This is a genomic window from Lacinutrix sp. MEBiC02404 (assembly GCF_053601575.1).
Genome location: NZ_JBSHNV010000128.1, coordinates 1 through 14,760, shown reverse-complemented (window position 1 = coordinate 14,760; position 14,760 = coordinate 1). Strand labels below are relative to the sequence as shown.

Sequence of the window (14,760 nt, the reverse complement as noted above, 5' to 3'; positions counted from 1 at the left end):
TTTTGTTTATCGGAATGTATTTCTAATTCTGAAATACATGCAGAAGTACTAATTATCTCTTTTACATTTCAGTCTTTTATTCTTACTTTTGAAAGAAACTAGATTTAATGAATGCTGAAGATTTCCTCTTATTCTTAAAAAGCATCGACACTAAACCGCTTCGTGTATTGGATGCGTCTATTCCAGATTCAGAATATATTGCTATAAATCTATCTGAAAATAATGCAGCTTTAAACCATTTTGACATTTCTTCTTCCCAAGCTTGGCAAAATTATATGCAGCATTATTTGAAAAAGCATAATAAAACAGTTGCTTTTGGAGGTTACCTTGAGCATCGAAACCTTTATAAACGCAGTGCTTATTTTAATCAAGAAAAAAAGGACGAAGAACGCAATATGCATTTAGGTCTTGATTTATGGATTGAGGCAGGAGCCAATATATATACACCTTTGGATGCTACTGTGCATAGTTTTAAAAATAATACGAATTTTGGAGATTATGGTCCAACTATAATTTTAAAACATAGTATTAAAGAGGTAGAATTCTTCACGCTTTATGGTCATTTAAGTGTAGCTTCAATAACTAATTTAAAAGTTGGTAAAACCTTTAAAGCAGGAGAAACTGTTGCTACATTGGGAGAAGCAAAAGTTAATGGTGACTATGCACCACATTTACACTTTCAAATTATAAGAGATTTAGAAAATTATGTTGGTGATTATCCCGGCGTTTGCAACAAAAAAAATCTGGACAAGTTTAAAAAAAACTGTCCAGATCCTAATACGCTACTAAAACTAAATTACTGATTAATTAATATTTTAAATGTAGCGTTTTCGTTTTCTATAGATGTAATAGTTACAAAATATAAGGCTTCATTTAGATGCTTTACCGGAATAGCAATTTGGTTGCCAATAGTATTTATGTTTTTAATTTGCTGAATCCATTTACCATCGACACCATGTATATTTATGTCCTTAATTTCGGAAGGCGTATTCGTTTTTATATACAATACATCCCTTACCGGATTTGGAAATATCGAGAAACTATTACTAAAATCGTTTTCTTCCGTAGTAAGTGTTGCTAGAATGATATCATTAGTAGATCCTGTAATGTTTTCTGCATCTGTATTAGAAACTCCAGTCCCATTAGGGTCTGCAATTGCGTATAATACGTGCTCTATTCTAACACTTTCACTGGTGCTAATAACTTCAAAAACGGCAGTAAATAATGTTGTTGTTCCAAATACATCATTAAAAGCACCAGCTGAATATCGAATAACTCCCGGAACACTTGTATCATTAGATAATGGTACGTTTAAATCTGTATTGTCAGGTGTTAAGCTATTTAATTGTATCACAGTTTCATTAAACTCCAAATAAAGTTGTACTACTCGGTACGGTGTTGTTCCAGCTAAAGCCTGAATGGTATAGGTAAATGTTTGCCCAACGGTTAAAGGAGGAGTTACATCTACATTAGAAACTAAATCTACTGTTTGTGCCGTTACGTTTATGCTACCAATAAATAGTAATAGTATAAACGTTTTAATTTTAAATAATTTTAAAGTTTTCATAGTTCTTAGTTTTAGTCATTTTGTGTTTCACCAGATAGACCAAAGTTTCCGGAGAATAAGCCAAAGTCAAAAAAGTTTATAGTTAAATTATTATCATAATCTGCACGACCATCATATCCAATCTGTGTTGAGCTTAATCCGTATGTTCCAGATAATATACCAAAGTCAAAAAAGTTTATGGCATTATCATTATTTCCATCTCCAGCTAGTAATTCTGTTACAGTTTCTGTCTGATTTCCAATTAGATTAACGGTTATCAATCGTTGTAAATAAATTTCATGTTTTACTAATACTTTATAATTTCCAGGAAGAATTCCTGTGCTAAGAATTATATTTCCAGAAGCATTTGCAGTTTCGATGAAGCTGTAAGCAGGAGTTGCTAAATCATTAACATTGTAAAAGACAACCGAATAGCTTCCAGAATGATCTATTCTACCTTGTAAAGAAACATTTAAGTTTAATTTGTACGTAGAAGTTACTGTTATTGTTTGTTGGCAAGCAGTAGATTCATTTCCTGCTGTATCTGTTGCTGTCCAAGTTATCACTGTATCTCCTAAAGGGTACGGGTCTGTTAGTAATAAAGCATCGTTTCTTATGCCAATATATGTAATGGTTCCTGTACAATTGTCTGTTGCAGTTGGTTTTATAATAGTTATAGTTGCTTGAGTGACTCCTTGTGCAACAAGTTCTTCGATATCTAACGGACAAGTAACAACAGGTAATTCATCTTCTGTAATGGTTATGGTTTGATCATAAGTAATGGAATCATTTCCTGTAGTATCTGTTGCGGTCCATGTAATAATAGTATCCCCAACTGGATACGGATCTGTTAATAATAAGGCATCGTTTCGTACGCCAGTATAAGTAATCGTTCCGGAGCAATTATCGGTTGCTGTTGGTTCTATGATGGTAACTAAAGCATCGCAAGAAGCTATATCCGCTGTTTGTGTAATATCTAACGGACAAGTAATAACTGGTAATTCATCTTCTGTAATGGTTATGGTTTGATCACAAGTAATCGAATCATTTCCTGCAGTATCTGTTGCGGTCCAAGTTATCACTGTATCTCCTAAAGGATATGGGGCTGTTAATAATAAAGCATCATTTCGTACGCCAGTATAAGTAATCGTTCCTGTGCAATTATCAGTAGCAGTCGGTTCTATGATGGTAACTAAAGCATCACAAGAAGCTATATCCGTGGTTTGGGTAATGTCTAACGGACAAGTAATAACTGGTAATTCATCTTCTGTAATGGTTATAGTTTGATCACAAGTAATGGAATCATTTCCTGCAGTATCTGTTGCGGTCCATGTAACAATAGTATTCCCAACTGGATAAGGATCTGTTAATAATAAAGCATCATTTCGTATGCCAGTATAAGTAATTGTTCCTGTGCAATTATCAGTAGCAGTTGGTTCTATTATGGTAACTAAAGCATCACAAGAAGCTATATCTGAAGTTTGTGTAATGTCTAACGGACAAGTAATAACCGGTAATTCATCTTCTGTAATGGTTATGGTTTGATCACAAGTAATGGAATCATTTCCTGCAGTATCTGTTGCGGTCCATGTAATAATAGTATCCCCAACAGGATAAGGATCTGTTAATAATAAAGCATCATTTCGTACGCCAGTATAAGTTATTGTTCCTGTGCAATTATCAGTAGCAGTTGGTTCTATTATGGTAACTAAAGCATCACAAGAAGCTATATCTGAAGTTTGTGTAATGTCTAACGGACAAGTAATAACTGGTAATTCATCTTCTGTAATGGTTATGGTTTGATCACAAGTAATGGAATCATTTCCTGCGGTATCTGTTGCGGTCCATGTAATAATGGTATCTCCAACTGGAAAAGGATCTGTTAATAATAAAGCATCATTCCGTACGCCAGTATAAGTAATTGTTCCTGTGCAATTATCGGTTGCTGTCGGTTCTATGATGGTAACTAAAGCATCGCAAGAAGCGGTATCCGTGGTTTGGGTAATGTCTAACGGACAAGTAATTATTGGAACTTCTGTATCTTCAAGAACAGTCCAAATAAATGTTTCAATCGCGTCTGTACTTCCTAGTTTAGAAACAGTAACCGTTACTTGATGCACACCATCGCTATTTAATCCTCCAGTTATTGCACTAGGATTAATAGTACCAAAAATAAGTCCGTTGGTAGGTTCTATTTGTAATCCGCTTGGTTGTCCGCTAATAGAATATGTGAAGTTTTCCGAAGTACTTCCGCCATTAGCTATTGCGGAAAAATCTGAAATTTCTAAGACACAATTTGTAATATCTGCTATAGGATCGATAATAATATCCGAAGCTTGTAAAGCAAGAATTTCAATAGCATTAACCATTGGATTTTCTATATTTCTGAAAAATTCTATTTCTAAAATCCCATCTAATACCAATACATTCTGCTGAATCATTCCTACTCGTCTATGTCCAAACCTTGCAGAAGGATCCACATTTTCTAAGAAACGTTGGTTTTCAATATCTACGCTATAAATTCGTTCTCCAGGATCTGAAGTTCCATTATATAAATTAGCAACATAAAAATTAACGATATAATCGCCATTAGGAACAGGAATAGAAAAGATCATAGGAATAGAAGTCGCACTAATACTTCGTTGTGAATTTAGAACTGTTTCATAGGTTGTTTGGTCTACATACGAAGGAATAGATGCATCTTTATAAGAATAATCTAGAGTAGAAATGGAGTATCTAGATCCAGAGGAAACGGCATAAGATGTACCTGTAAAAGTTCCGTTGCTATTGTTTGCTTCCCAGTCTGGACCAGAATCGCTTGCTGTTACTAATGGGCCACCCGCGTTTATTCTTACTATAGGGGAATAGGTATCTGTAATTTCTCCGGTTACATTTACTTGAATAGGAGAGTTGCTTCCAGAATGTACCATTTGTAGCGATGCGTTTTTTACTCCTAAAACACTATTAGAAATAAAATGAATAGGAAGATCTTCGTTAGTCCCCGCATTGATAGTTAACGGTAAAGTTATATTGGTTGAAAACATAGCGGCATCCGTACCAGAAAATTGAAGTGCCGTTATTGTAATGGCGTCATCTGTTGGTCCTCCTTCATTACTAATATTAAGTTCTTTTGTTCTTAAAGAATTTGTGGTAGGAGTTAAACCAAAATCTAATGGGTTAGGAGTTGCGGTTAATATGCCGTTTTGGTTTTCGTAAACTTCTATATAATCCCAAGTGGCTGTAAACGGATTGGAAGCACTTCCAGAAGCGTCTCTTGCTGTCGAAATCATTCCAATAGCTAATCCTTTAGTATCCAATGGGTCTAAAAAAGTAGAAGGTAAGGATATTGGGCTTCCTAAAACGAGTAGTGTTTGTCCGTCATCAATAGAATAAAACGGTTGCGCAGTATTCGCTGTAGGATCTATACTAAAGTATAAACTTACAGATCCAGCATTTAATATTCCAGGAACATCATAGGTGTTATTGATGGTAATCACACCATTATCTTCTAGTAATACTTGTAAGCCATGCACGGTATCCACATTAGTTGTACCATTCATTAAGACGAGTTTTAGATAATTATCTTGATCTCCATTACCAAAGCTAATACCATACGATTGATGATCTATAGGTTGTGTTTGCGAACCGTTTATACCAAAAAACGGAGATTCAATTTTAGAATGAATAGTAAAAGGATTCGAATTGATATCTACATTTACACCAAACTGAAAACCATTTTTTTGTGTATTGTTAGCAGCATCACCAATGGTTACGTAATCAACCGTTGCTTTACCAGCAGCACCACCAAAGGATAAATCGACTTCGTCAAATTGGGTTAAGTAATCTGTACTTCCGGAAGGATCTAATAGTAAACCAGTAAAACCTAAACCGAAGAAACCTGTTCCTGGGTCATTATTCCAAAAAGCAAAATCAACAGGAAGATTCGTGCTTAAACCATTATTTACATCTAACGCAAAAGCATCATTAACATCTAAAATGGTATCATTATCATCATCTGGATCATTTAAATCGGAAATAAAATCGCCATCATTATCATTCGGTTTACTTCCTTGCGAACAAATATTTGTGCCATTATCTATTTCATCTTGATTAGAAAATCCATCGCCATCATTGTCGGCTAACGGATCATATCCAGGTTCTCCAGGTTGCGTACAATCTAAGTCAGATGGTTCAAAAACGGTAATATTATTTGCGCCATAGGTTGCAGCCCAAACCGTACCTGGAAAAATATCGGTATCTCCTTGTGCTGAAATATCTAAAGGCAAGGCTCCAAAACCACTAAAGATGATTTCCTGTTCTAAAACACTATCTCCAGCAGCATTTAGTACATATCTATTAATATCGCCATTAAAGGAAGCTGTTAAGATATTGCCTTGCATAATACCACTAAAGTTTGTTGCGGTATACTCCAATATACCATTGGTGGAGGAAGGTCTAACATCTAAAATATTATTTTTCGGACTTCCAATAGGTTCATCTACCAAGTATTCTCCTAAACGTGGATCATCCGGAAAATCGCCAATAGCAAAAGAAGTGTTGAAATATCCAGAGGTTCCAACTATTAAAGACTGTAAGGTATTTGTGCTGGTAGCAACCCATGAACCATTAATTTTTTGGTAAGCAATAACTTCTGCACGAGAAGGGAATGCATTAATAGGAATTGGATGCCCTCCATAATATGTTTTATTTGCATCATTGATAGTACCTACATAATGTAATGGGTCCCCAATTAAACTACTTCCAGATTCATTCATTTCATTTTTCACATAATGATTTACCGGGTCGTAGGTTATTGTGCTTTCATCTCCTAGATATGTGTTTGTGTTATTGTCGTAAACTCTTGGAACGCCGCCCCAAAGGGAGTTCGGACCATTATCTGAAGTGTAAATTCTTCCGTTATCAGTTACAACAACATCATAAGCATTTCTAAAACCAGGAGCAAACAATTGTATTGGTCCTCCAGTTTCCGGAAAAGCTTGGTTTAAACTATTATTTCCTCCAAAAGGATCATTAACATCTATGGTTGCATCTCGTAATGGATGACCAATAGGATATGGGAAATCGGCATGTGTTTTGTCTATATCTAATCTTGTAGGATCATTTAAGGTTGGTAAATCGTAAACATAATCTGTGTTGTTTCTAGGGTCTGTATACGTTGGCATAGCGTCTAATTGCGTGAGATCTACAATGAGCATAGAAGCCGATAAAAAATATTCTGGAGTACCAGCAAAGTTATTACTTGGTGCTCCTTTATTGGTATTCCCACCTTGAACAATTAAAAGGTAGTTATTGCCATTGCGTTCAAAAAGATCCATGCCGTTTATCGCATGATTTTCTTCACAACGTGGCAAGCCTCTAATTAAATCTACTTTGTCCCAAGAAGTACCATTCCATTCTAATTTAGATAAAATACCAGAATTTGTGTCTAGATTGGTATCACTACCAGCGCCTCCGCCTCCAAATAAATAGTCGGATGAGGTTACATATAGAATAGGATTTGTAGAAGTTCCTGCAGTCGCTATTCCCGTTATTAAACGCTGTTGTGTTGTATTTGAAATCCCACTATCATTATGGTTTACAATACCATTTTGTATGGTTGTAATAGCTTCGGTACTTGTAATGGTATATGTTCCATTTCCAGAGGTGGCAGCATCTCTATTTATAGTATATGCCCAAATTTTCCCATCTTGTTGCGATACGTATAATCTATTATCCGGACCAAATTCTAAAGAAGTAGGATTCAACACCGATTCTCCAACCAAGCCGGATGCTCCAAAACTAATCGTTTGAGCCATGCTTTGAAAAGATATAAGTAATGTGGAAATTAAGATGAATAGCACAAAATTTCGCTTTAAAGTAACATAAAGCTTCATAGTTTTTTTTCGTATTTTATTAGGTGCTATTAATCGAAAAAAAATAAAGGAGTATATGTTGCTGTTATGCAACGGAATAAATTTAAGGAATATTGAATAAACTTCGGTGTAATCGGAAATATATTCGTTGAAACGGAATAAAATCGGTTGTTTTGTTTATCGGTAAAAAGGAAGCATTAAAAGATAGATTTATTCTTCATTCATTTTATTGATGGCAGCGATTCTACCCACAAAAAAAGCAGCAATTACAGCAATTATTCCTGTGATTATTGACCAAGTAGGATGCGACATGGCTAGAGAGCCTCCAATAGAACCTAAAATTATAATTCCGGAAACGATATACGCAGGGATTAGGGACGTTTCTGAAACTGCTGTAGAAGCAATCATACCTCCAATAATACCAAAAAAGTGTGCTACAATAACTAAGAGCATTGCGCCTGCAGGTATTAAATGCATGTTTTGTTTTATAGATTCTGGATCCATAGGATTTGCTCCTGGTGGAAAGGTGAAAAATTGTGGACCTAAAATATATAATAAAAATACTACTAGTCCGGCAACAACTAGACCAACAGCAACAGCAAATGCATTTCTCATATCTTCAATTTTGGTTAGGTATTTTTAAAGATACAAAAAATAAATTGTTAAAAAATTAAAGTTTATTCTTTTTGGTGGCCTTTTTTGTGAAAATAGGATAATAAAAAACCTGAAGTATTACCTTCAGGTTTTAAGATCCTGAAACAAGTTCAGGAAGATGTATTAGGTTTTTATTACTCTACTAAAACCCATTCGCCTTTAGCGATTAAAGGTTCTGCTTGTTTGTATTTTACGGTTTTATTTTCGCCACTCATAACGTGTTTAATAGTAACCTTGTCATTACGTCCAATTTTTGGTTTGTCACGTACAATAGTTTCTACTACTTCTGGTTGACGTTGCGTATTCCCGGCAGCTCTATTTTGAGCAGAACGTTCGTCTAAATTAGGAATCTCGTCTTTTTGCGTTTGTAAATTTTCTTTTTTACGCGTTTCTTTTGCTTCTTGAATATTAGATTCTTGCGTTGGTAATTCTCCTTTAAATAAGAAAGAAATCACATCTTTATTTACTTGATCTATAGTTGTTTTAAACAACTCAAAAGCTTCAAATTTATAAATTAATAAAGGATCTTTTTGCTCATGCACTGCTAATTGAACCGATTGCTTTAACTCATCCATTTTACGTAAATGTGTTTTCCAAGCATCATCAATAATAGCTAGTGTAATATTCTTTTCAAAATCGGTTATAAGTTGTTTTCCTTTCGTTTCATACGCTTTTTCAAGGTCTGTAACTACTTGTAAAGATTTTACACCATCTGTAAATGGTACCACTATTCTTTTAAACTTTTCGCGTTGTGTTTCATATACATTAGCGATAATAGGGAATGCAATTTCTGCATTACGAGCCATTTTTGCTTTATAATGTTCAAAAGCAGCTTTATATACACGTTGTGCAATTTCTAATACGGGAAGCTTTACAAATTCAGCTTCCGTAATTGGAGAAGCCATAGAGAAATAACGAATTAATTCAAACTCGAAATTCTTAAAATCGGAAGCACCTTTATTTGTTTCTGTAATGTTTTCCGCAGTATCATAAACCATGTTGGCGATATCTACACGAAGACGTTCCCCAAATAAAGCATGATATCTACGTTTATAAACAACCTCACGTTGCGAGTTCATGACATCATCATATTCTAGTAAACGCTTACGTACACCAAAGTTATTTTCTTCTACTTTTTTCTGTGCTCTTTCAATAGATTTAGAAATCATAGAATGCTGAATTACTTCCCCTTCTTCTAATCCCATTCTATCCATCATTTTGGCAATACGTTCACTACCAAAAAGACGCATTAAATTATCTTCTAATGAAACGTAGAATTGGGAGCTACCAACATCTCCTTGACGACCGGCACGACCACGTAACTGTCTGTCTACACGACGAGAATCATGACGTTCTGTACCAATAATTGCTAAACCACCTGCTGCTTTTACTTCGTCACTTAATTTAATATCGGTACCACGACCAGCCATATTGGTTGCAATAGTTACTTGTCCGCTTCTACCAGCTTCATCTACTATTTCGGCCTCTTTTTTATGCTGTTTTGCATTTAAGACATTGTGCGGAACTTTACGAATAGAAAGCATTTTTCCTAAAAGTTCTGAAATTTCTACGTTAGTAGTACCAATTAAAACTGGTCTTCCTGCTTGAGATAGTTTTGTAACTTCATCAATAACCGAATTGTATTTCTCCCGTTTTGTTTTAAATACTAAATCTTGTCTATCATCACGTGCAATAGGTTTGTTAGTAGGGATTTCTACAACATCTAATTTGTATATTTCCCAGAACTCACCAGCTTCTGTAACCGCAGTTCCTGTCATTCCAGAAAGCTTTCGGTACATTCTAAAGTAATTTTGAAGGGTTACCGTTGCGAAAGTTTGCGTAGCATCTTCAATTTTTACATTTTCTTTTGCTTCAATGGCTTGGTGTAAACCGTCACTATAACGACGACCATCCATAATACGACCCGTTTGCTCGTCTACAATCATCACTTTATTATCCATTACCACATATTGGTTGTCTTTTTCAAAAAGAGCATATGCTTTTAGTAATTGGTTTAGGGTGTGAATACGTTCGGACTTGATTGCGAAATCGCGGAATAATTCTTCTTTTTCTTCTGCTTCGTCTTCTTTGCTTAATCCTTTTCCTTCAATTTTTGCAATTTCAATACCAATTTCTGGCATGACGAAAAAGTCCGGATTATCTTTTCCAGAGATGTATTCTATACCTTTATCTGAAAGTTCTATTTGATTATTTTTTTCTTCAATTACATAGTACAATTCTTCATCTACCTTAGGCATTTCACGATTGTTATCTGCCATGTAATGGTTTTCCGTTTTCTGAAGTAATTGTTTAACACCTTCTTCACTTAAAAACTTAATTAAAGCTTTGTTTTTAGGAATACCTCTATATACACGAAGTAGTTGAAAACCACCTTCTTTTTCATCCCCAGCAGCGATCAGTTTTTTTGCTTCGACTAAAACCGTTGTTAAGTATTTACGTTGTACCGAAACAATATCATCTACTTTAGGTTTTAAGGCATCAAATTCATGTTGATCTCCTTTTGGTATCGGACCAGAAATAATTAATGGGGTTCTAGCATCATCGACTAAAACAGAATCGACCTCATCGACAATAGCGTAGTGATGTGGACGTTGTACTAAATCATCTGGATTATGCGCCATATTATCACGCAAGTAATCAAAACCAAATTCGTTGTTGGTACCATAAGTAATATCTGCATTGTACGCTTTTTTACGAGCAGCAGAATTAGGTTTATGATAATCTACACAATCGACACTCAAACCATGAAACTCAAAAATTGGAGCCATCCATGCGCTATCCCTTTTTGCTAGATAATCATTTACCGTTACTAAGTGAACACCACGACCAGCTAAAGCATTAAGATACACAGGAAGTGTTGCTACCAACGTTTTACCTTCTCCAGTATGCATCTCGGCAATTTTACCTTGGTGCATTGCAATACCACCAATTAATTGCACATCATAATGAATCATGTCCCAAGTAATCGCTTTTCCTGCAGCATCCCAAGAGTTTGCCCAAGTTGCTTGGTCTCCCTCTAAGGTTACATAATCATGTTCTCCAGAAATTACTCTATCAAACTCATTTGCTGTAACGGTTATGGAAGTATTGTTTGTAAAACGTCTAGCAGTTTCTTTAACTACACCAAAAGCTTCCGGTAAAATATCGTTTAGTACGTCTTCGGTAACTTTATAAATTTCGTCTTTTATAGCATCAATTTCTGAATAAATATCTTCCCGTTTATCGATGTCCTCTTCATTCTCTGCATCTACTAAAAGCGCATCTATTTTTGTTTGAAGTGGCTTACGTGCTTCGGCTATTTTCTCTTTGAAGAAAGCTGTTTTTGCTCTTAGTTCATCGTGAGATAATGCTTCTAAAGCAGCCTCAAAGGTTTTGATTTTATTTACTAAAGGTGTTATGGACTTTACGTCTTGCTTAGACTTGTCGCCAACAAATACTTTTAGTACAGAATCTAAAAAAGTCATGTGTGGTATGTTTTTGTTCTTATTATTTTCAAGCCTTTGCTTGCAAGGATAATAAGTTTTTGATTGTTATTATGTAAAGATAAAACCCTAATAAAAAGGATTTCAAAGATACGTTAAGTTGTTATTTTATTATAATTATAACCAAAAAAAAGTCTCATATGAGACTTTTTTATTGATAATTTTGTGATATTAATACTCGTCCTCATTCCAGAGGTAATCTTCGTCCGTTGGATAATCAGGCCAAATTTCTTCAATTGAGTCGTAAGAGTCTCCTTCGTCTTCAATTGCTTGTAAGTTTTCAACAACTTCTAAAGGTGCTCCCGTTCTGATTGCGTAATCAATAAGTTCGTCCTTTGTTGCTGGCCAAGGTGCATCACTTAAATAAGATGCTAGTTCTAATGTCCAATACATTTCTAAATGTTTTTATTTTTGCAAAAATAAATTTTTAGTTTAGATAGTCAAGAGAAAAGTGAATTATTTTTTCAATAAATTAAAAGAACGTCCATTTTAACTGTAAACTACTAGACACTAAAGTACTTTGCAGTGTTACTAATTACAGGCGGTAAAATTTATTGCTTTTCAGGAATCCATTTTACTTCATCTGCTTGCAAATCATAAGACAATTTTCGTGCCAAGACAAAAAGATAGTCTGATAATCTGTTTAAGTACATTAAAGTGGTAGGTTCTACGGTCTCTATGTCGTTTAAAGCTGCTGCTAAGCGTTCTGCACGTCTACAAACACAGCGAGCAATATGACAGAATGACACGGTTTGATGACCACCTGGAAGTACAAAATGCGTCATTTGAGGCAGGTCTTCATTCATTGTATCCATTTCTTTTTCTAGTAGTTCTATGTTTTCTGAAGAAATTTTAGGAATGTTTAATCGTTCTTTTCCATTTTTAAGAATTGCTTTTTCGGGATCTGTAGCTAAAACAGCACCTACCGTAAAAAGGCGGTCTTGTATATGGATAAGAATTTCTTTGTATTTGGTATTTATTTCTTGGTCTCTAATTAAACCAATATGCGAGTTTAGCTCGTCTACAGTACCATAACTTTCGATACGGATATGGTGTTTTGGTACTCTTGTGCCTCCAAAAAGTGCGGTGGTACCTTTATCTCCTGTTTTTGTGTATACTTTCATGCTTCTAAATTCAAGGTTTTGGATTTAAGATTCAAAGTTAGTGAAAATGAAAATGAAAATGAATGTGAAGTTGAAAACTGTGACAGTGAACTGAGACTGCATATTATTAAAAATATCTGATAGATGTTTTTTTTTATACAAAACGAAAAAGCAATTTCACTTAAACTGACATAGACAAAAGGCAAAGGGAAACACCCATAAAGAGCGATACTCGGTATCTTTGATGATGCTATGGTTTTTTTTAAAAACACCCCTAAAGTCCCCTCAAGGGGACATTGCCGCGAGGTTGCTTCGTGTTGAGGTTTTCCTAATTGGCTTTGTTGGGTGTCTTTGATGAAAATATGTTTTCATTTCGATAATTCTTATGGGACTGGTTTGCGTGATTACTCTTGTGGAATAGCTAGAATAACTAAAAAGACACTTATTTACTGCTCCTTCCTTTAGCTAAAGGAAGGTGGTTTTTCGTGCGAACGAAAAATCGGATGGTTTGGCGTAAAAGGCGAAGCACTTTGTTACAAGAGAATAGGATAGCAGGTTTTGTTTGTTTTTGGATTATTGAAATTGAAAACTACAACTGCATATTAATTTCTCTCGCGAAGGCACAAAGCTTATTCTTGTATATAATTAGGAATAACTAAAGAGATACTTATTTACTGCTCCTTCCTTTAGTTAAAGGAAGGTGGTTTTTTGTGGTAACGAAAAAGTGGATGGTTTGGCGTAAAATAAGCAAAGCGCATTTTAAAATGTGGACTGTAGTAAAAGGATGGTCTGGTTATTGGCAGATGAAAAAGTACCTGTGTAGATTGGTCTGCAATAAGGATTGTAATGGTGTTCGTTCTGGAAACACCCATAAAGAGTGATGCTCGGTATCTTTAATGATGCTATGTTTTTTTTGAAAAACACCCCTAAAGTCCCCTCAAGGGGACATTGCTGCGAGGTTGCTTTGTGTTGAGGTTTTCCTAATTGACTTTGTTGGGTGTTTTTGATGAAAATATGTTTTCATTTCGATAATTCTTATGGGGACAGGTTTGCGTGATTACTCTTGTGAAATAACTAGAATAATAAAAAGACATTCGATTTCAGCTCCTTCCTTTAGCTAAAGGAAGGTGGTTTTTTGTTGTGACAAAAAAGCGGAAGGTTTGCCCTAAAAGGCGAAGCGCTTTTTAAAATGTAGCATAAAAAAACGGATAGTCTAGATATTGGCAGCTAGAAAAGTACATGCAGGATTTCCCCGCAATAAGGATTGTAGTGGTTAGCTTTTGTAAAACTTCTATTTAAGGTTTTACAAAACTAGAAACGAAAAGCGTGGTTATTTTTGGTTTTTTCTGCCAAAAATAAATTGCCCAAATAAAAATGAGATTTCTCGACTGTGCTCGAAATGACAGTTTTACAAAGATTAAAGAAAAAAGATTTCTCGGCACGCTCGAAATGACAATTTCAACTAAAAACTATTAAATAAATTAACTTCAAATTATAAAACTACTTCTCTTTTTTCAAGGAAAGGTGGATTTGATTTCAATAAAATAAATCAAAAACGGAAGGGTTTGTATATGTCTTTAGTTAGTATTGGTTCTCGATACTAAATTGCAGAAAAAAAAGCAATTTCACTCGAACTGACATGTATTAGAGGAAAAGACAAAAGGCAAAGTGAAACACCCATAAAGAGCGATACTTCGTATCTTTGATGATGCTATGTTTTTTTGAAAAACACCCCTAATGAGCGATACTTGGTATCTTTGATGATGCTATGTTTTTTTTGAAAAACACCCCTAAAGTCCCCTCAAGGGGACATTGCTGCGAGGTTGCTTCGTGTTGAGGTTTTCCTAATTGACTTTGTTGGGTGTCTTTGATGAAAATATGTTTTCATTTCGATAACCCTCAAGGGGACATTGCCGCGAGGTTGCTTCGTGTTAAGGTTTTTCTAATTGGCTTTGTTGGGTGTTTTTGATGAAAATATGTTTTCATTTCGATAATTCTTATGGGACTGGTTTGCGTGATTACTCTTGTGGAATAGCTAGAATAACTAAAAAGATACTTGTTTACTGCTCCTTCCTTTAGCT

8 protein-coding genes are annotated in these 14,760 nt (G+C 35.0%); 1 reads left to right on the top strand and 7 read right to left on the bottom strand.

The window, feature by feature from the left end; all coding sequences use genetic code 11:
* The first annotated feature begins 107 nt into the window (after window positions 1-107).
* The gene (locus ACVCXO_RS03020; RefSeq protein ID WP_452228117.1) at window positions 108-803 is read left to right on the top strand and encodes a peptidoglycan DD-metalloendopeptidase family protein; all 696 of its coding nucleotides are present in this window, start codon (window positions 108-110) and stop codon (window positions 801-803) included.
* Here the strand turns inward: ACVCXO_RS03020 and ACVCXO_RS03015 are convergent.
* The 7 genes from ACVCXO_RS03015 to ACVCXO_RS02985 form a co-directional block, all read right to left on the bottom strand.
* A complete protein-coding gene (locus tag ACVCXO_RS03015; RefSeq protein WP_452228116.1) occupies window positions 797-1,567 on the bottom strand; it encodes a T9SS type A sorting domain-containing protein in 771 nt (256 codons plus the stop codon). The genes ACVCXO_RS03020 and ACVCXO_RS03015 overlap by 7 nt on opposite strands.
* An 11-nt stretch (window positions 1,568-1,578) precedes the next feature.
* Complete coding sequence (locus tag ACVCXO_RS03010; RefSeq protein WP_452228115.1) at window positions 1,579-7,362, bottom strand: HYR domain-containing protein; 5,784 nt, start codon at window positions 7,360-7,362, stop codon at window positions 1,579-1,581.
* Window positions 7,363-7,629: 267 nt separating this feature from the next.
* On the bottom strand, window positions 7,630-8,034 hold the full coding sequence (locus ACVCXO_RS03005; protein WP_452228114.1) for a hypothetical protein: 405 nt from the start codon (window positions 8,032-8,034) through the stop codon (window positions 7,630-7,632).
* Window positions 8,035-8,207: 173 nt separating this feature from the next.
* Window positions 8,208-11,558, bottom strand: a complete 3,351-nt coding sequence (gene secA, locus ACVCXO_RS03000) for a preprotein translocase subunit SecA (RefSeq protein ID WP_452228113.1) — start codon at window positions 11,556-11,558, stop codon at window positions 8,208-8,210.
* Between the two features lie 189 nt (window positions 11,559-11,747).
* Window positions 11,748-11,969: a DUF2795 domain-containing protein gene (locus ACVCXO_RS02995; RefSeq protein WP_008272287.1), complete on the bottom strand. Its 222-nt coding sequence runs from the start codon at window positions 11,967-11,969 to the stop codon at window positions 11,748-11,750.
* Window positions 11,970-12,127: 158 nt separating this feature from the next.
* Complete coding sequence (locus ACVCXO_RS02990) at window positions 12,128-12,700, bottom strand: cob(I)yrinic acid a,c-diamide adenosyltransferase (protein ID WP_452228112.1); 573 nt, start codon at window positions 12,698-12,700, stop codon at window positions 12,128-12,130.
* 1,878 nt (window positions 12,701-14,578) lie between these two features.
* The coding region (locus ACVCXO_RS02985; protein WP_452228111.1) for a hypothetical protein at window positions 14,579-14,760 on the bottom strand (182 nt) is incomplete at its 5' end.